Origin of the sequence: Streptomyces sp. NPDC048664, from assembly GCF_040650555.1 — a bacterium.
GTDB lineage: Bacteria > Actinomycetota > Actinomycetes > Streptomycetales > Streptomycetaceae > Streptomyces.
The window spans coordinates 1-18,331 of sequence record NZ_JBEZHK010000023.1 but is presented as its reverse complement, the minus strand read 5'-3'; the positions used below and the strand labels follow the sequence as shown (position 1 = coordinate 18,331).

Annotated in this window: 10 protein-coding genes; 8 read left to right on the top strand and 2 right to left on the bottom strand. The window is 72.9% G+C overall.

What is annotated here, in order from left to right; genetic code table 11:
• Positions 1-37: 37 nt before the first annotated feature.
• Positions 38-1,267, bottom strand: coding sequence for an Ig-like domain-containing protein (locus AB0C59_RS23555; protein WP_363007647.1), 1,230 nt, complete (start codon positions 1,265-1,267; stop codon positions 38-40).
• 198 nt (positions 1,268-1,465) lie between these two features.
• Here AB0C59_RS23555 and glgX point away from each other — a divergent pair, with 198 nt between their 5' ends.
• The 6 genes from glgX to AB0C59_RS23525 all read left to right on the top strand — a co-directional run bounded on the left by glgX (position 1,466) and on the right by AB0C59_RS23525 (position 13,189).
• Entirely contained in the window at positions 1,466-3,751 is a 2,286-nt protein-coding gene (gene glgX / locus AB0C59_RS23550; protein ID WP_363007645.1) for a glycogen debranching protein GlgX, read from the top strand.
• Positions 3,752-3,895: 144 nt separating this feature from the next.
• Positions 3,896-5,722: an ABC transporter ATP-binding protein gene (locus AB0C59_RS23545; RefSeq protein WP_363007643.1), complete on the top strand. Its 1,827-nt coding sequence runs from the start codon at positions 3,896-3,898 to the stop codon at positions 5,720-5,722.
• Complete coding sequence (locus tag AB0C59_RS23540) at positions 5,719-7,602, top strand: ABC transporter ATP-binding protein (RefSeq protein ID WP_363007641.1); 1,884 nt, start codon at positions 5,719-5,721, stop codon at positions 7,600-7,602. Before AB0C59_RS23545 ends, AB0C59_RS23540 begins: the two co-directional genes overlap by 4 nt.
• A gap of 932 nt (positions 7,603-8,534) precedes the next feature.
• Positions 8,535-10,580, top strand: coding sequence for a M4 family metallopeptidase (locus AB0C59_RS23535; RefSeq protein WP_363007639.1), 2,046 nt, complete (start codon positions 8,535-8,537; stop codon positions 10,578-10,580).
• Between the two features lie 306 nt (positions 10,581-10,886).
• Complete coding sequence (locus AB0C59_RS23530; RefSeq protein WP_363007638.1) at positions 10,887-12,560, top strand: M4 family metallopeptidase; 1,674 nt, start codon at positions 10,887-10,889, stop codon at positions 12,558-12,560.
• 122 nt (positions 12,561-12,682) lie between these two features.
• Positions 12,683-13,189 carry a DUF1990 domain-containing protein gene (locus AB0C59_RS23525; protein ID WP_363007636.1) on the top strand — a complete coding sequence of 169 codons (507 nt, stop codon included), beginning with the start codon at positions 12,683-12,685 and terminating at the stop codon, positions 13,187-13,189.
• Positions 13,190-13,231: 42 nt separating this feature from the next.
• Here AB0C59_RS23525 and glgP read toward each other — a convergent pair whose 3' ends face one another.
• Complete coding sequence (gene glgP / locus AB0C59_RS23520) at positions 13,232-15,856, bottom strand: alpha-glucan family phosphorylase (protein WP_363007838.1); 2,625 nt, start codon at positions 15,854-15,856, stop codon at positions 13,232-13,234.
• A gap of 403 nt (positions 15,857-16,259) precedes the next feature.
• Here glgP and AB0C59_RS23515 point away from each other — a divergent pair, with 403 nt between their 5' ends.
• Positions 16,260-17,495 carry a S8 family serine peptidase gene (locus AB0C59_RS23515; protein ID WP_363007632.1) on the top strand — a complete coding sequence of 412 codons (1,236 nt, stop codon included), beginning with the start codon at positions 16,260-16,262 and terminating at the stop codon, positions 17,493-17,495.
• Between the two features lie 292 nt (positions 17,496-17,787).
• The coding region (locus tag AB0C59_RS23510) for a maltotransferase domain-containing protein (RefSeq protein WP_363007630.1) at positions 17,788-18,331 on the top strand (544 nt) is incomplete at its 3' end.

Genomic DNA, 18,331 nt, shown 5'->3' with positions numbered 1-18,331 from the left:
CGCCCTTCCCGTGGGCGTGCCCCACCGGGCTGCCGGGCTACCGCACCGCGCTGCCCGCCGTCCACGCGCCCCAGTCCATGTTCCAGCCGCCGAGGCCGTTGTCGGGCGCGACCTCCTTGTCCTGGCTGTGGACGACCTCCACCACGTCGCCGACGAGACTGCGGTCGTAGAACCAGCCGGCCGGGGTGCGGGAGTCGCCGCCCTTGACGTCCCGCAGGCCCACGCACCCGTGGCTGACGTTGATGTGCCCGGGGGCGTAGGGAGCCCAGTAGTTGCCGTGCACGAAGGTCCCGGAGTCGGTCAGGCGCATCGCGTGCGGGACGTCGGCGATGTCGTACTCCCCGCCGAACCCGACCGTGTGGCTGTCCATGCGGGTGACCGCGAGCCGCTCCATCACCACCATCTTGCCGTTGTACGTGGTGGTCCTCGGGCCGCCCGCCGTGATCGGCACGGTGGCGATCAGCCTGCCGTCCCGGCGCACCCGCATCATGTGCGCGGCGGCGTCGACCAGCGAGACCTGGCTGCGGCCGACGGTGAACGACATGTCCTTGTACTGGAGCCCGTACACCCCGGGCGCGCCCTCCACGTCCCGCAGCCGCAGCGCGACGGTGACCCTGGTGCCCGGTTTCCAGTAGTGCTCGGGCCGGAAGTCCAGGCGGTCCCTGCCGAACCAGTGGGGGCGGATGTCGACGGGCGGCACGGAGGTCACCCGGATCGCGCGCTCGACGGCGCTGCGGTCCTCGATCCCCCGGTTGAACTGCAGGGAGACGATCATTCCGGTGCCCACCGTCGTGTTGCTCTCCGGGGTGAGGTACCCGATGAACCGTTCGGCGGGCACGAAGGTGGTGAAGGTGGCGTGGCGGGCCGTCCGGCGGCCCTCACCGTCGCGGGCCACGGCGTCGACGGTGTACTTGGCGCCCAGGGCGAGACGGCGCCCGTAGGCCTGCCAGACCTTGCCGTTGGGGGACAGCCGTCCGGGCACCGCCCAGTCCTGCCCGTCCTGCGACCTGACGACCGTCACCGACTCCAGCCGGCCGGTCGGCACCAGGACGCGCAGCCGCCGTTTGGCGAACACGCCGGTGCTGCCGTCGTCGGGGAAGACCCGGATGACGTCGCCCGGGGCGGGCCGGGCGCCGGGTTTGTCGTCGGAGGGTGCGGGGGCGGTGCAGCCGGTCAGAAGGGCCGCCCAGGTCAGTGCCGCGGCCAGTGCGGCCACCACGGTCGGCGCGGCCCCTGCGCGCCGCGTGCGCGTGTGTACGTGCTTCACGACGATCACAACGACCCAGCCCCTCCAGGGGAAACGTGAGTGCGAGCCGCGCGGTGGGCAGAACAGTGGAAAGGACGACACGACGGGGGAGCCGCGCCCGTGAGCCGCAGGGGCGCCCCGAGGGCGGACACGCCGGTCCGGACGGGGCGCCGTGCGCTCGTTTCCCGTGTCGTCCCGATGAGCCGCGGGAGGCCGAGCGTGTCGAGCGCAGCCGAGCAGAAGGCAGTGCAGGAGGCCGTGCAAGGGACCGTCCAGGGGGCTGGGCGGGATGCCGGGCCGCGGGAGCGTGCGTCGACACCGCTGCGCGGCGGCCGGCCCCCGCTTCCCTCCCCACCCGTGTGGCCGGGGGCGCCCACCCCGCTCGGGGCGCGCTTCCGGGTGGGGCCGGACGGCGCGACGGGCACCAACTTCGCGCTGTGGGCGGGCGGCGCGGAGGCGGTGGAGCTGTGCCTGTTCGACGGGCGCGGCCCGGACAGCCGGGAGACGCGCGTCGAGCTCACCGAGCTGACGCACGAGATCTGGCACGGCTTCGTACCCGGCGTGATGCCGGGGCAGCGCTACGGGTTCCGGGTGCACGGCCGCTGGGACCCGTGGACGGGGGCGCGCTGGAACCCGGCGAAGCTGCTCCTGGACCCGTACGCGCGCGCGGTGGACGGCGACTTCCGGCTGCCCCCGGAGGTGTACGGGCATGTGCGGGACTGGCCGCAGCAGCATGTCGCGGACACCGTGCGCGACGAGCGGGACTCGGCCCCCCACGTCCCCAAGGGGGTGGTGGTGCACGACGACGACGACTGGGCCGACGACCGCCGCCCGAAGACCCCCTGGGCCGACTCGGTGATCTACGAGCTGCACGTGCGGGGTTTCACCCGGCTGCATCCCGGCATCCCCGAGGAGCTGCGCGGCACCTACGCGGGCCTGGCGCACCCGGCGGCGATCGAGCACCTGGTGCGGCTCGGGGTGACGGCGGTGGAGCTGCTGCCGGTGCACCAGTTCGCGCACGAGGACCATCTGCTCGGCCGGGGCCTGCGCAACTACTGGGGCTACAACTCGATCGGCTACTTCGCCCCGCACGCGGCCTACGCCTCCTCGGGGACGACGGGCCAGCAGGTCGGCGAGTTCAAGCGGATGGTACGGGCCCTGCACGCGGCCGGGATCGAGGTGATCCTCGACGTCGTCTACAACCACACGGCGGAGGCAGGGGAGCTCGGCCCGACGCTGTCCCTCAAGGGCGTCGACAACCGCGCCTACTACCGGCTCCAGGCGGACGCCCGCCGCTACGCGGACTACACGGGCTGCGGCAACACGCTGCACGTGGTCCGGCCGCACGTGCTGCGGCTGATCACCGACTCGCTGCGCTACTGGGTGACCGAGATGGGCGTGGACGGTTTCCGCTTCGATCTGGCGGCGGCGCTGGCACGGTCGATGCACGACGTCGACATGCTGTCCCCGTTCCTGGCGGTGATCGCCCAGGACCCGGTGCTGCGCCGGGTCAAGCTGATCGCGGAGCCCTGGGACGTCGGCGCGGGCGGCTACCAGGTCGGGGCGTTCCCGCCGCTCTGGACGGAGTGGAACGACCGCTACCGGGGTGCCGTGCGGGACTTCTGGCGGGGCGCGCTGCCCGACGTACGGGACCTGGGGTACCGGCTGTCGGGCTCCAGCGACCTGTACGCGTGGGGCGGCAGGCGGCCGTACGCCTCCGTCAACTTCGTGACGGCGCACGACGGCTTCACCCTGCGGGACCTGGTGTCCTACGAGCGCAAGCACAACGAGGCCAACGGCGAGGGCAACCGCGACGGCTCCGACGACAACCGGTCCTGGAACTGCGGTCGGGAGGGCGAGACCGACGACGAGGGGGTGCGCGCGCTGCGGCGGCGCCAGCTGCGGAACCTGCTGACGACGCTGCTGCTGTCGACGGGGGTCCCGATGCTGGTGGCCGGGGACGAGATGGGCCGCACCCAGCACGGCAACAACAACGCCTACTGCCAGGACAACGCCATCGGCTGGCTGGACTGGACCCTGCTCGAGGAGCCCCGCTGGCGGGCGCTGTTCGACCTGACGTCCCGGCTGATCGCGCTGCGGCACCGCCATCCGGTGCTGCGCCGCCGGGCGTTCTTCTCCGGGCGGCCGCACGCGGCGGACGGCCTGCGGGACCTGGCGTGGTTCACGGCGCGCGGGCGGGAGATGACGGAGGCGGACTGGTACGCGCCCGCCGCCACGCTCGGCATGTACCTATCCGGCCGCGACATACCGGGCCGCGACGCGCACGGGGCGCCGGTGGTCGACGACAGCTTCCTCGCGGTCCTGCACGCCGGGGAGGGGCCGACGGGCTTCGTGCTGCCGGGGGCGCCCTGGGCCGGGGGGTACGAACTGGTCGTGGACACCTCCCGCGAGGACCAGGCGTGCCCGCCGGGCACGGCGCACCCCGCGGGTTCGGCGGTGACGGTGCCCGCGCGGTCGGTGCTGCTGCTGCGTGTGGCGCGGTGAGGGCGGCCGTCCGCCGCGATCACGCGCACGCCGTGCGCCCCGCCTCGGCGCCCGGAACACGCAGGTCGTAGGACCTACGGCGGATCGGGAACGGGACGAAAACCCGGTGGGCACCGTCGGCGGCGGTCCGTAGGCTCGCTCCTGATGCTCAGTCGACGTGCACCCTCGAAGGACCGGTCCGCCGTACGGACCCTGCTGCGCCTGTGGCCGTATGTGCGGCCGGTACGGGCGCGGCTGCTGACCGCCGCGGTCGTCGCGGTCGTCGCGTCGTGCGTCGGCCTGGTGATCCCGCTCGTCCTGAAGTGGATGGTGGACGGGCCGGTGGCCCGGCGGGAGCCGGCCGGGGTGGGGATCGGCGCCCTGTGGCTGCTGCTGCTCGGGATCGCCGAGGCGCTGCTGTTCGGGCTGCGGCGCTGGCTGGTGGCCCGGCCGCTGGCAGGGGTGGAGGCGCGGATGCGGGCGACGCTGTACCAGCGCCTGCAGCGGCTGCCGGTCGCCTTCCACGACCGCTGGCCGTCGGGGCAGTTGCTGTCGCGGGGGACGACCGATCTGATGCTGGTGCGTCTGTTCCTCGCCTTCCCGCTGACGTTCCTGCTGGTCAACGGGGTGACGATCCTCGTCGGGGTGGCCATCATGCTGGTGCAGGACTGGACGCTGGGACTGCTCGTCCTCGGGCCCGCCGTGCCGCTGATGTGGATCTGCGTCGTCTTCGAGGGGCGGTACGCCGAGGTGGCGCGGTCGGCCCAGGACCAGGTCGGGGACCTGACCACGGTCGTGGAGGAGAGCGTCCTCGGGATCCGGATCACCAAGGGGTTCGGGCGCCACCGCAGCCAGGCGCGGGCCTTCCACGCGCTGTCGCGGACGCTGCGCGCCACCGAGCTGCGCAAGGCCCGGCTGCTGGCGGCCATCTGGGCCGTGATCGTGACGCTGCCGGAGGTGGCGATCGGGGCGGCACTGGTGGTCGGCTCGCTGCGGGTCGCGGACGGGGACCTGTCGGCCGGGACGCTGGTGGCGTTCCTGAGCACGGCGCTGGCGCTGCGCTGGCCCGTGGAGTCGATCGGCTTCCTGCTGGCGATGGCCCAGGAGGCGGCGACGGCGACCGAGCGCTGGTTCGAGGTGATGGACGCCGAGCCGGAGGACGCGGGGACGGCGGCGGGGGCCGACGCTCCGGACGCGGACGCGGGGTTGCGCTTCGAGAACGTCACCTTCCGCTACCCCGACGCGCCGCCCGGCTCGCCGCCCGTCCTGGACCGGGTCGACCTCCATGTCCGCGCCGGCGAGTCCCTGGCCCTGGTCGGGGCGACCGGAAGCGGGAAGACCACGCTCACCGCGCTGGTCCCCCGGCTGTACGAGGTCGACTCCGGGCGGATCACCCTGGACGGGCGGGACATCGCGCGGATGCCGCGCGACGAGCTGCGCTCCCAAGTCGCGGTGGCCTTCGAGGAGCCCACCCTGTTCTCGGCGAGCGTCGCGGAGAACGTGCTGATGGGAGCCGGCGACGAGGCGGGCGAGGCGGAGCTGGAGCGGGCGCTCGCCGTCGCCCAGGCCCGTTTCGCGCACGAACTGCCGCAGGGCACCGGGACGGAGGTCGGCGAGCAGGGCCTGAGCCTGTCCGGCGGACAGCGCCAGCGGCTCGCGCTCGCCCGCGCCGTCGTCGGCCGGCCCGGGTTCCTCGTCCTGGACGACCCGCTGTCCGCGCTGGACGTGCACACCGAGGCGGCCGTGGAGGCCGCGCTGCGGCGCGTGCTCGCGGACACCACCGCGCTCATCGTGGCCCACCGCTCCTCCACCGTCCTGCTCGCCGACCGCGTCGCCCTGCTGTCCGGCGGCCGGATCACGGCCGTGGGCACCCACCAGGAACTGCTGCGCACCCATGCCGAGTACGCGCGTCTGATGTCGGGCGACCCGGCCGGCGAGGGCTCCGGGACGGAACCGGACGGGACCGCGGTCGAGAAGGAGGACCAGCGATGAGCGCCCCTGCCCCGTCGTCCGTCTCGCCGGGCGCCGCCGCGCCGGACGGCACCGACGGCCCGACCCGCCCGCACGCGCCGGCGGGGCCCGACGACGTCTTCGACACCGACGTCCTGCCCGCGCCGCCCGGTGCGACGGCCGGGCTGCTGCGGTCGCTGCTCGCGCCGATGAAGGGCCGCGTCGCCCTCACCACGCTTCTGGTGCTGCTCCAGCAGGCGGCGGTGCAGGCGGGCCCCCTGCTGGTGGCCTACGCCCTCGACCGGGCCGTGCCGGCGCTGCGCGCGGGCGACCGGGGCCCGCTGATCGCGGTGGGCGTGGGCTACGGTCTCGCCGCGCTGCTCTCCGGCGCCCTCCAGTACGCGTTCATCGAGGCCTCCGCGCGGGTCAACCAGGACGCGCTGCTCGACCTGCGCGGCCGGATCTTCCGTCACGCCCAGGCGCTGAGCGTCGACTTCCACGAGCGGTACACCTCGGGCCGGCTGATCTCCCGCTCCACCACGGACGTGGAGTCGCTGCGGGAACTGCTCGACGAGGGGCTCCAGGAGCTGGTGACCGTCGTGCTGTCGTTCGTGTACATCTCGGCGGTGCTGCTGTGGCTGGATCCGGCTCTCGGCGCGGTCGCGGTGGCCTCCTTCGTGCCGCTGTACCTCCTGGTGCGGCTCTACCAGCGGCGCGCCGGCCGCGTGTTCGGGGCGCGTTCCTCGGCGATCGCGGCCGTGATCGTGAAGTTCGTCGAGACGATGAACGGCATCCGGCCGGTGCGCGCCTTCCGCCGGGAGGCCGCGAACGAGGCCGCCTTCGGGAACCTGAACCGGCGGCACGAGCGCACCAACGGCGACGCTCTGCTGGAGATGGCCCGCTATGTGGTCGGCTCGCGGCTGGTCGCGGGCACGGCGGTCGCGGTCATGGTGCTCTGGGGCGCCTACCGGGTGGCGTCCGGCTCGCTGGCCCTCGGCGTGCTGGCGGCGGCCGTGCTGTACCTGCGCCGGCTGTACGACCCGATCGACCGGCTGGGCATGTTCCTGAACTCCTACCAGTCGGCGGCGGCCTCGCTGGAGAAGATCGCGGGACTGCTGGCCCAGACCCCGTCGGTCCCCGAGCCGGCGTCCCCCGTACCGCTGCCCGAGCCGAGGGACGAGCGTCCCGGCCGCGAGGTCGTCTTCGAGGACGTCGCCTTCGCGTACCGCACGGGCGGCGAGGTGCTGCCCCGCTTCTCGCTGACGCTGGACGCCGGGCGGACGGTGGCGGTGGTCGGCGCGACGGGCGCGGGCAAGTCGACGCTGGCCAAGCTGCTCGCCCGCTTCTACGACCCCTCCGGCGGGCGGGTCCTGCTGGACGGTGTGGACCTGCGCGACCTGGCCGTGCCGGAGCTGAGGCGGGGGGTGGTGATGGTCACTCAGGAGGCGTTCCTGTTCTCCGGCACGGTCGCGGAGAACATCGCGATCGGCCGCCCGGACGCGTCCCGGGAGGAGATCGAGCGGGCGGCGAAGGCGATCGGCGCCCACGACTTCATCAGCGCGCTGCCGGACGGCTACGACACCGACGTGCGCAAGCGGGGTGGGCGCATCTCGGCCGGGCAGCGCCAGCTCGTGGCGTTCGCCCGCGCCCTGCTCGCCGATCCGGCGGTGCTGATCCTGGACGAGGCGACCAGCTCCCTGGACATCCCGGGGGAACAGGCCGTGCAGCGGGCGATGCTGACGGTGCTGCGGGGCCGTACCGCGGTCGTGATCGCCCACCGGCTGTCCACCGTGGAGATCGCGGACCGGGTACTGGTCATGGAGGGCGGCCGGATCGTGGAGGACGGCGACCCGACGGAACTGATCGCGGGCACGGGACGCTTCGCCGATCTGCACCGAGCGTGGCGAGACAGCCTGGCCTGAGCCGGGGCGCGGGCGCGGAGCCTGTGGCCGGGTGCGGCGCCCGAGGCCGGCGTGACGGGCGTGGTGCCCGTGGCCGGGTGCGACGGGCGCGGCGGCCGTGACCGGTTACGCCGGGTGCGGCGCACGCGGCCGGCGTGACGGGCGTGGTGCCCGTGGCCGGGTACGACAGGCACGGCAGCTGTGGCCGGTTGCGACGGGCACAGCGCCTGTGGCCGGATGCGACGGGTGCGATGCCCATGGCCAGGTGCGGCAGCCGTGGCCGGATGCGCTGGGTGCGGCGCACGTGGCCGGCATGGCGGGTACGGCACCCGTGGCCGGTTGCGACGGGCGCGGCAGTCGTGGCCGGTTGTGGCAGATGCGGTGGCCATGGCCGGGTGCGGCGAGCGCGGCGCCCGCGACCCGGTGCGGCGCCTGTGCCGGGTGCGGCGCCTGTGGCCGGATGTGACGAGCGCGGCGCTCGTGGCCAAATGTGACGGGCGCGGTAGCCGTGGCCGGAAATGACGGGTGCGATGCCCGCGGCCGGGCGCGGCGGCCGAGGCCCGGTGCGGCGCCTGGGGCCGGGGGCGGCGCGTGCGGCGGCTGTGGCTCGTGGCGTGGGCGGCGTGCACCGGTGCGTGGTGGCTGGATCCGGGGGCCGGGCAGCCCGCCGGGCGCCACCCGAACGCTCGACGAACAGTCCATATAGCGGACATGACCATCCGGCGAACGAACGATTTCGGTCAACTTATTGACGCGGTCCTGACACCGCTCGTGATCCCCTGACACGCTTCCCAGGGCCACTTCACAGCAACCCCACAGTTTCACCGCTGAGCGGCGGCCCGTTCTTCACGCACGTGGTTCCACGTACCTCCTGCCCTGCCCGGACGGCCACCTTCCGCCGCCCGGTCTCCCCACGGCCGCGCACCCCGTGGCCACGCAGCAAGGAGTCAGTGTTGAGAAGCATCTCCTCTCGCAGACGCACCTCCCACACCACCCCCGCCCACCGCGCCGCGGCCGTCGCCCTGGTCGGCGTCTCGGCCCTGCTGGCCGCGGCCGTCCAGTCGGGCGCTGCGAGCGCCGCCCCGGCGACCCCCGCCGCAGCGACGAGCGCCGCCCACACGGCACTGAAGCTCTCCCCCTCCCAGCGCGCCGAACTGATCCGCTACGCCGACGCGGCCAAGGCGGACACCGCGCGGGCCATCGGCCTCGGCACCCAGGAGAAGCTGGTCGTCCGCGATGTCGTCAAGGACGCCGACGGCACCCTCCACACCCGCTACGAGCGCACCTACGCGGGCCTGCCCGTGCTCGGCGGCGACCTGATCGTGGACACCTCCAGGGCCGGGGCGACCCAGCAGGTCATCAAGGCCAGCCAGGCCGCCATCCAGGTCGCCTCGCTCACTCCCGCGGTCGCCGCCGCGACGGCCGAGAAGCACGCGCTCGCCGTCGCCAAGGCCGCGGGCTCGAAGAAGACCGGCGCCGAGCGCGCGCCCCGCACGGTGATCTGGGCGGCCGGCACCAAGGCCGTCCTCGCGTACGAGACGGTGATCGGCGGGTTCCAGGACGACGGCACCCCCAACGCCCTGCACGTCGTCTCCGACGCCACCACCGGCCAGGAGCTGTACCGCTACCAGGGCATCGAGACCGGCGTCGGCAACACCCAGTACAGCGGCACGGTCACGCTGACCACGACACAGTCGGGCTCGACGTTCACGCTGAACGACGCCGCGCGCGGCGGTCACAAGACGTACAACCTGAACCACGGGACGTCCGGCACCGGCACGCTGTTCTCGCAGTCGAACGACACCTGGGGCAACGGCACGACGTCCAACGCGGCCACCGCGGGCGCCGACGCGCACTACGGGGCGCAGGAGACCTGGGACTTCTACAAGAACTCCTTCGGCCGCAGCGGCATCAAGAACGACGGCAAGGCGGCCTACTCCCGCGTGCACTACGGCAACTCGTACGTGAACGCGTTCTGGGACGACGGCTGCTTCTGCATGACCTACGGCGACGGCTCGGGCAACAACGACCCGCTGACGGCGCTGGACGTGGCCGGCCACGAGATGAGCCACGGCGTCACCTCCAACACCGCGGGGCTCAACTACACCGGGGAGTCCGGCGGCCTCAACGAGGCGACCTCCGACATCATGGGCACCGGGGTCGAGTTCTACGCGAACAACTCCTCGGACGTGGGCGACTACCTCATCGGCGAGAAGATCGACATCAACGGCGACGGCACCCCGCTGCGCTACATGGACAAGCCCAGCAAGGACGGCGCGTCCAAGGACAGCTGGTACTCGGGGCTCGGCAACCTCGACGTCCACTACTCCTCGGGTCCCGCCAACCACTTCTTCTACCTGCTCTCCGAGGGCAGCGGCACCAAGGTCATCAACGGGGTGACCTACAACAGCCCGACCGCGGACGGCCTCCCGGTCACGGGCATCGGCCGCGACAAGGCCCTCCAGATCTGGTACCGGGCCCTGACCACCAAGTTCACCTCCACCACCAACTACGCGGCGGCCCGCACCGGGACGCTCGCGGCGGCGGGCGAGCTGTACGGCACCTCCGGCGCCGAGTACAAGGCCGTGCAGGACGCGTGGGCGGCGATCGCGGTCGGGTCCCGCTCGGGCGGCGGCGGGGGCGGCGGTGGCACGTCCTACGAGAGCAACACCCAGGTGTCCATCCCGGACAACGGGCCCGCGGTGACCTCGTCCATCTCCGTGACCGGGCGCAGCGGCAACGCGCCGAGCAACCTCCAGGTCACCCCGAACATCACGCACACCTGGCGCGGCGACCTCGTCGTCGACCTGATCGGCCCGTCCGGCACCTCCTACCGGCTGAAGAACTCCAGCGGCTCGGACTCGGCGGACGACGTGACCGATACCTATACGGTCAACGCTTCCTCCGAAAGCGCCAACGGCACCTGGAAGCTGAAGGTCCAGGACAAGGCGGCGCTGGACACCGGAAAGATCAACGGATGGAAGATCACTTTCCCGTGAACGGCCGCTGAACTGCCGTCAAACCCCTTGTGCGCGAGAAGGTGCCGTACCGGAGGACCGACCCACCGGTACGGCACCTTTTGCGACATCGCGGAGCGGGCTTGGCACGCGCTTGACCTACGAAACACGCACGTAACAAGCGCGCACGCACGGCGGATGGTCGATTTTCGGCCAAGGTCGGCTCAGGGTCATGACATGTACGCGACGCTGATGTCACTCTTCCACCGCACGGCTCACCCGCACCGCAACTTCACACCGTCCGTACGGCTTCCCCACGCTGTGCGGCACCCCCCATAAGGAGCTTGCGTGACTCCCCTCTACGCGCGTCATCAGCGCACCACCCTGGCCATCGCCACCGCCGTCGCGGCCGGAGCACTGCTCGCCACCGGGCTCACCACCGGTGTCGCGAACGCCCGCCCGGCCACCACCGCCGGGGTGAACACCCAGCACCTGGCCGCCGCGCCTCTCGCGCTGTCCACGGCCGCCCGCGCCTCCCTCTTCAAGGACGCCCAGGCCGCGGCGACCGAGACGGCCCGGCAGATAGGCCTGGGCGCCAAGGAGAAGCTGATCGTCAAGGACGTCGTCAAGGATGCCGACGGCACCGTCCACACCCGCTACGAGCGCACCTACGCCGGCCTCCCGGTGCTCGGCGGCGACCTCGTGGTCCACGCGTCGAAGTCCGGCAGGACCGAGGGCGTGACCAGAGCGACGAACGCGGCCATCAAGGTGGCCTCGCTCAGACCCCGTCTCGCCGTGGCCAAGGCCGAGAAGACGGCCGTGTCCGCCGCGCGGACCCTCGGCTCCGCCCAGTCCACCTCGGACGGCGCCCGCAAGGTGATCTGGGCGGGCTCCGGCAAGCCGGTCCTCGCCTACGAGACCGTCGTCGGCGGCTTCCAGGACGACGGCACCCCGAGCCGGCTGCACGTCGTCACCGACGCGGCCACCGGCAAGAAGCTCTTCCAGCACCAGGACGTCGAGACCGCGTCCACCGGCACCGGCAAGAGCCTCTACTCCGGCACCGTGAGCCTGAGCACCACCAAGTCGGGCTCGTCGTACCAGCTGAACGACACCACCCGCGGCGGCCACCTGACGTACAACAAGTCGCACAGCTCCAGCACGTCCAAGGGCACCCTGTTCACCGACTCGGACAACGTCTGGGGCACCGGGCAGGCCTCCAGCTCCTCCACCGACCAGACCGCGGCCGTGGACGCCGCCTACGGCGCGCAGGAGACCTGGGACTTCTACAAGAACACCTTCGGCCGCTCCGGCATCAAGGACGACGGCACGGCCGCGTACTCGCGGGTGCACTACGGCAGCCAGTACGAGAACGCGTTCTGGGACGACGACTGCTTCTGCATGACGTACGGCGACGGCAGCGGCAACAACCACCCGCTGACCTCCCTGGACGTGGCCGGCCACGAGATGAGCCACGGCGTCACCGCCAACACGGCCGGCCTGGACTACTCGGACGAGTCCGGCGGCCTGAACGAGGCGACCTCCGACATCATGGGCACCGGCGTGGAGTTCTACGCCAACAACAGCTCCGACAAGGGCGACTACCTCATCGGAGAGAAGATCGACCTCAACGGGGACGGCACCCCGCTGCGCTACATGGACAAGCCCAGCAAGGACGGCGGCTCCGCGGACTACTGGTCCTCCGGCGTCGGCGACCTCGACGTCCACTACTCGTCGGGCGTGGCCAACCACTTCTTCTACCTGCTGTCCGAGGGCAGCGGCGCGAAGACCATCAACGGGGTCAGCTACAACTCCCCCACCTACAACGGCTCCAAGGTCACCGGGATCGGCCGCGACAAGGCGCTGCAGATCTGGTACAAGGCGCTGACCACGTACTTCACCTCGTCGACGAACTACAAGTCGGCGCGGACGGGCACCCTGTCGGCGGCCAAGGACCTCTACGGCTCCACCAGCACGGAGTACAAGACCGTGGCCGCGGCGTGGACGGCGGTCAACGTCAGCTAGCACCCACCTGAGTGCGCCAGGGGCGTGGGAACCGTTCACCCGGTTCCCACGCCCCTATCACGTGCGGCGTGTGGTGGGGGCCGGGGGGAAAAACGGAGCGGGGGGCCGCCTAGGCTGGGGGCATGTCCTTCACGTACGAGGAAGTCGGCGCGACCCGCGAGGCCGGGACGTGTCCCGAGGGCTACCACTCCCTGCACGTGCGCACCCGGATCGGTGAGGGTGAGGAGGTGTTCCGGCGCGCCGCCGAGGCCATCCTGACCTGGGAGATGCACCGGGCCGTGGGCGTCGGCATCGAGGCCGACAAGGACAGGGCGGAGCCCGGATGCGATGTCACCGTCACACTCGCGGGGATGATCAAGGCCCCCTGTCGGGTGGTGTGGACGGTGGACGAACGCCGCCGGGCCGGGTGCGCCTACGGCACGCTGACCGGTCACCCGGAGTGCGGTGAGGAGGCGTTCGTGGTGGACCGCACCGGAGACGGCACGGTCTGGCTGACGGTCACCGCCTTCAGCCGTCCGGCCAAGTGGTACACCCGGGCCGGTGGCATGGCCGCACGCCAGTTCCAGCACGCGTACGCGCGGCGCTGCGGGACCGCCCTGCGCAAACTGTGCGCGGGACTGGACATGTGACCGGCGGGGGCCGCACCCCCGCCGTCGCAGCCCCTAGCGCAGCTAGCGCAGCAGCACCCCCGCCTCCTCCCCTGGATCCTGCGGTGGCCCGGCGACCAGGCCCAGCTCCGCGCCCGAGGCGAGCAGCGGGTGACTGGGCAGGACGCGGACGGTGTAGCCGAAGGGGCCCGTGCGGTCGAGGGCGAGCGGGCCCTCGTAGTGCCAGCGGCCCTCCAGGTCGGGGCCGCTCACCGGCTTCAGCGGCACCGTCGCCGCGTCCGCGATGCGGTCGTCCGCGTCGACCCGGCCGGAGACGGCCTGGACCTCCACGTCGTCCGGGGCGAGCTCGCCGAGGCCGACCCGCACCCGAAGGCCCAGCGTGCTGCCGAGTTCCGCCCTGGTCGTGGTGGTGGACGCCTCCACGTGGTCGACCCTCACCCCGTGCCAGGCGCCCCGCACCCGGGCCTTCCAGCCGGCCAGTGCGCGCGCGGCCGCCGGCGTCATCGCACGGTGGGCGTGCGCGGCCGGGGTGTAGAGGCGTTCGACGTACTCGCGGACCATGCGGCCCGCCAGCACCTTCGGGCCCAGCAGGGTCAGCGTCCGGCGGACCATCTCGATCCAGCGGTCGGGCAGCCCGCTGCGCCCCCGCTCGTAGAAGCGCGGCGCCACCCGCCCCGCCAGCAGGTCGTACAGCGCCGCGGCCTCCAGGTCGTCACGCCGGTCCTCGTCCGTGCCCGCGCCGTCGGCCGTGGGGATGGCCCAGCCGAAGTCCGGCTGGAACCACTCGTCCCACCAGCCGTCCAGGACCGACAGGTTGAGGGCGCCGCCCAGCGCCGCCTTCATCCCGCTGGTGCCGCAGGCCTCCAGGGGGCGCAGCGGGTTGTTCAGCCACACGTCGCAGCCGGGGTAGAGCTTCTGCGCCATCGCCATGCCGTAGTCCGGGAGGAAGACGAGGCGGTGGCGCACGCGCGCGTCGTCCGCGAACCGGACCAGTTCCTGGATCAGGCGCTTGCCGCCGTCGTCGGCCGGATGGGCCTTGCCGGCCACCACGATCTGGACCGGCCGCTCGGGATGGAGCAGCAGCTCGGTGAGCCGGTCCCGGTCGCGCAGCATCAGCGTCAGCCGTTTGTACGACGGTACGCGCCGGGCGAAGCCGATCGTCAGGACGTCCGGGTCCAGCACCCCGTCGATCCAGCCCAGTTCGGCCGCACCCGCGCCGCGCTGCCGCCAGGAGGCGTACAGGCGGCCGCGCACCTCCAGCACCAGCTGCTCGCGCAGGACCCGGCGCAGATCCCAGATCTCCTGGTCGGGGATGTCCGCGAGGGCGTCCCAGCGGTCGCTTCCGCCCACCGAGAGCGCCTGCTCGGTGCGTTCCGCGCCGATCTGGCGGGCGCCCAGGCGCAGCACCTCCGGGGCCACCCAGGTGGGTGCGTGCACGCCGTTGGTCACGGAGGTGATCGGCACCTCGTCGGCGTCGAAGCCGGGCCACAGCCCGGAGAACATCTGGCGGCTGACCTTGCCGTGCAGCAGGGACACGCCGTTGGCGCGCTGACCGAGCCTGAGGCCCATCACCGCCATGTTGAACAGGCTGGGCTCGCCGCCCGGGTAGGTCTCCGTGCCGAGCCGCAGGATCCGGTCCACGGGGAGGTCCCCCAGCTCCCCCTCGGGGCCGAAGTGGCGGGCCACCAGTTCCCGGTCGAAGCGGTCGATGCCGGCGGGGACGGGGGTGTGGGTGGTGAAGACCGTGCCGGCCCGCACCGCCTCCAGGGCGGAGTCGAAGTCGAGGCCGTCGGCGCACAGCTCGGCGATGCGTTCCAGTCCCAGGAAGCCCGCATGTCCCTCGTTGGTGTGAAACACCTCCGGCTCGGGATGCCCGGTCAGCCGGCAGTACGCGCGCACCGCGCGCACCCCTCCGATGCCGAGCAGCATCTCCTGCTTCAGCCGGTGCTCGCTGCCGCCCCCGTACAGCCGGTCGGTGACGCCCCGTTCGCCGAGGTCGTTGTCGTCCACGTCGGAGTCGAGCATGAGCAGCGGGACCCGGCCCACCTGGGCGAGCCAGATGTGGGCTCCCAGCCTGCGTCCGCCGGGCAGCGCGAGGGAGAGGCGCGCGTGGGCGCCGTCGGGTTCGCGCAGGGGTGCGAGGGGGAGTTCGTTCGGGTCGAGCACCGGATAGTGCTCCTGCTGCCAGCCGTCCCGGGACAGGGTCTGGCGGAAGTAGCCGTGCCGGTAGAGCAGTCCGACGCCGATGAGCGGGACACCCAGGTCGCTGGCCGCCTTCAGGTGGTCTCCGGCGAGGATGCCGAGGCCGCCGGAGTACTGCGGCAACGCCGCCGTGATGCCGAACTCGGGTGAGAAGTAGGCGACGGCGGCCGGGAGGTCGGCGCCCGTGGCGTGCGACTGGTACCAGCGCTCACCGCTCAGGTAGTCGGCCAGGTCGTCGGCGACCGCGCCGAGGCGGCGCAGGAAGCGGCGGTCCCCGGCCAGTTCCAGGAGCCGGGCCGGGGGCACGCTGCCCAGCAGCCGCACCGGGTCACCGCCCGAGGCGGCCCAGCGGGCGGGGTCGACGGACTGGAAGAGGTCTCGGGTCTCCGCATGCCACGACCAGCGCAGATTGCGCGCGAGGTCGCTGAGCGGGTGAAGGGCTTCGGGGAGGACGGGACGTACGGTGAACCTGCGGATGGCCTTCACGAGTTCCACCTTCACGGAGGACGTACGCGGCGTGACATCCACGACGGTACGCCGCCGGGGTCCCTCATCGCCGGGTTCGTCCACATGCGGGAGTGTGACGCCCCCTCCGGGAGCCATCGCCCGCGGACGGCCGCCGCGCCGGCCCGAACGGACCTGTCCTCAAGGGGCGGACGGGCTGTCGGGCCAGGCCACACCGCTTCGGAGGCCGCCGGGGCGCCCGCCGGACATCGCCGGCCCCTGTCCGAAATACTACGCAACCTTTACATGGCGGGCATAGCCGGTATGGCTGATTCCGCCCGCTCCGGCGGCCTTGTCGGGATTCGCGGCGGCACGAGAGGCTTCCCCCGGGGGCGGACGGCCGGGTCGGGCCCGGGTCGGTGCGACCGAGGAGGGGACACGGGCCATGACACGGACGGGAAGACGGACGAGGAGACGGACGCCCGGCCGGTACGGGCACCGGGCCGTCCACGTCCTCCTCGCGGTCTGCGCGCTCCTGGCGCTCTCAGCCCCCGCGGCGCCCTCCCGGGCCGCCGGGGAGGGGGCAGTGCTCGGCGCCGGGGCGCCCGGATCCGTCAGCGGCAGCTACCTCGTCACCCTCAGGGCCGGGGTGAGGGCCTCACCGGCGCTCGGCGCGGAGTTCGCCCGACGGTACGGGGTGGGAATCAGCCATCTCTACCGCAGTGCGCTGAACGGCTACGCGATCCACGCGGACGAGCGGCGGGCCCGGCGCCTGGCGGCGGACCCCCGGGTGGCCGCGGTGGCCCAGGACACCCGGGTCGCGTCGGCGGGCGCCCAGGAGGACCCGCCCTCCTGGGGCCTGGACCGCGTCGACCAGCGCGCCCTGCCGCTCGACCGGGACTACACCTGGCCGAAGGACACGGCGGCCGGGGCGGGGGTGACGGTGTACGTCATCGACACCGGTGTCCGCGTCTCGCACCGGGACTTCGGCGGCCGGGCGAGCTACGGCTGGGACTTCGTCGACGGCGACCGCACCGCCGACGACCGCGACGGCCACGGCACCCATGTGGCCGGAACCATCGCGGGCGGCAGGTACGGCGTCGCCAAGCGGGCGAAGGTCGTCGCCGTACGCGTCCTGGACGACCACGGCGCGGGCACCACCGCCCAGGTCATCGCGGGCATCGACTGGGTGACGCGGCACGCCCACAAGCCCGCCGTGGCGAACCTGAGCCTGGCCGGTCACGCGGACGCGCGCCTGGACGCCGCGGTGCGCGCCTCCATCGCCTCCGGCGTCACCTACGTGGTCGCCGCGGGCAACGGCGACCACTCCGCCGCCCCGTACTCCCCCGGCCGCGTCGTCCAGGCCCTCACGGTCGGTGCCGTCGACCGCGCCGACGCCCGGGCTCGGTTCTCCAACTGGGGCCCCCAGGTGGACCTGTTCGCGCCCGGCGTCGCGATCACCTCGGACTCCGCGGCGAGCGACACCGCCACGGCCACCCTGTCCGGCACGTCGATGGCAGCCCCGCACGCGGCGGGCGCCGCCGCCCTCTACCTCGGCGCCCACCCCGAGGCGACCCCGGCCCAGGTGAGTCGCGCGCTGGTCCGGCGGGTGGTGACCGGAAAGGTCCGGGACGCGGGCGCCGGCTCACCCAACAAACTGCTGTACGTGGGCGGTTCCTGACCGTTCCTGACCTCGCCGGACGAGGCAAGCGTGTCGCGCCTTCGCAGCGCGCACGCGTAAACAAGAATTAACCGGACACGCGTACTCTTACCGGCCTCGCACGCCTGTGGTCAGGCCGGTCCTTTGAGCCGTTCCGGACGCGGCCGGTCTTGAAGGTAGACATACGCGTGAGTAGTTAACAAAGTGCCGGAATGCCCACCCGCATCGAGTGGGCAGGCTCCTCCGGTACCCCTTCAGGCTCAACTCCCGACACCCCGATCCGCCACCCACGTTGCAGCGGACAGGAGCGGTCATGCCCCCGAAGCACTACTCGCCCGGACACCTGGCGACCGGCACCGGCACCTCCCTCGAACGGGAGACCGACACCGTGACACCCGCACCGCGGAACCCGTCCGCGGGCCCCCGCACCACCCCGCCCGCCCCGGTGGACACCGCGGTCGGCCGGATTCCCGTACTCGACGTACGCCCCGTCGTCCTCGAGGGCCGCCGCCCGGCCAAGGCGGTCGTCGACGAGGAGTTCGAGATCTCCGCGACCGTGTTCCGCGAGGGCCACGACGCCGTCGGCGCGAACGTCGTCCTCAGGGATCCCGAGGGCCGCCCCGGCCCCTGGATCCCGATGCGCGAACTCGCCCCCGGGACCGACCGCTGGGGCGCCACCGTGAGCGCGCCCACCGAGGGCCTGTGGACCTACAGCGTGGAGGCCTGGGGCGACCCCGTCGCCACCTGGCGGCACCACGCGCAGATCAAGATCCCGGCCGGCATCGACACGGAGCTCGTGCTGTTGGAGGGTGCGGAGTTGTTGGAGCGTGCGGTGGTGGGGGTGCCGGAGGGGTCGG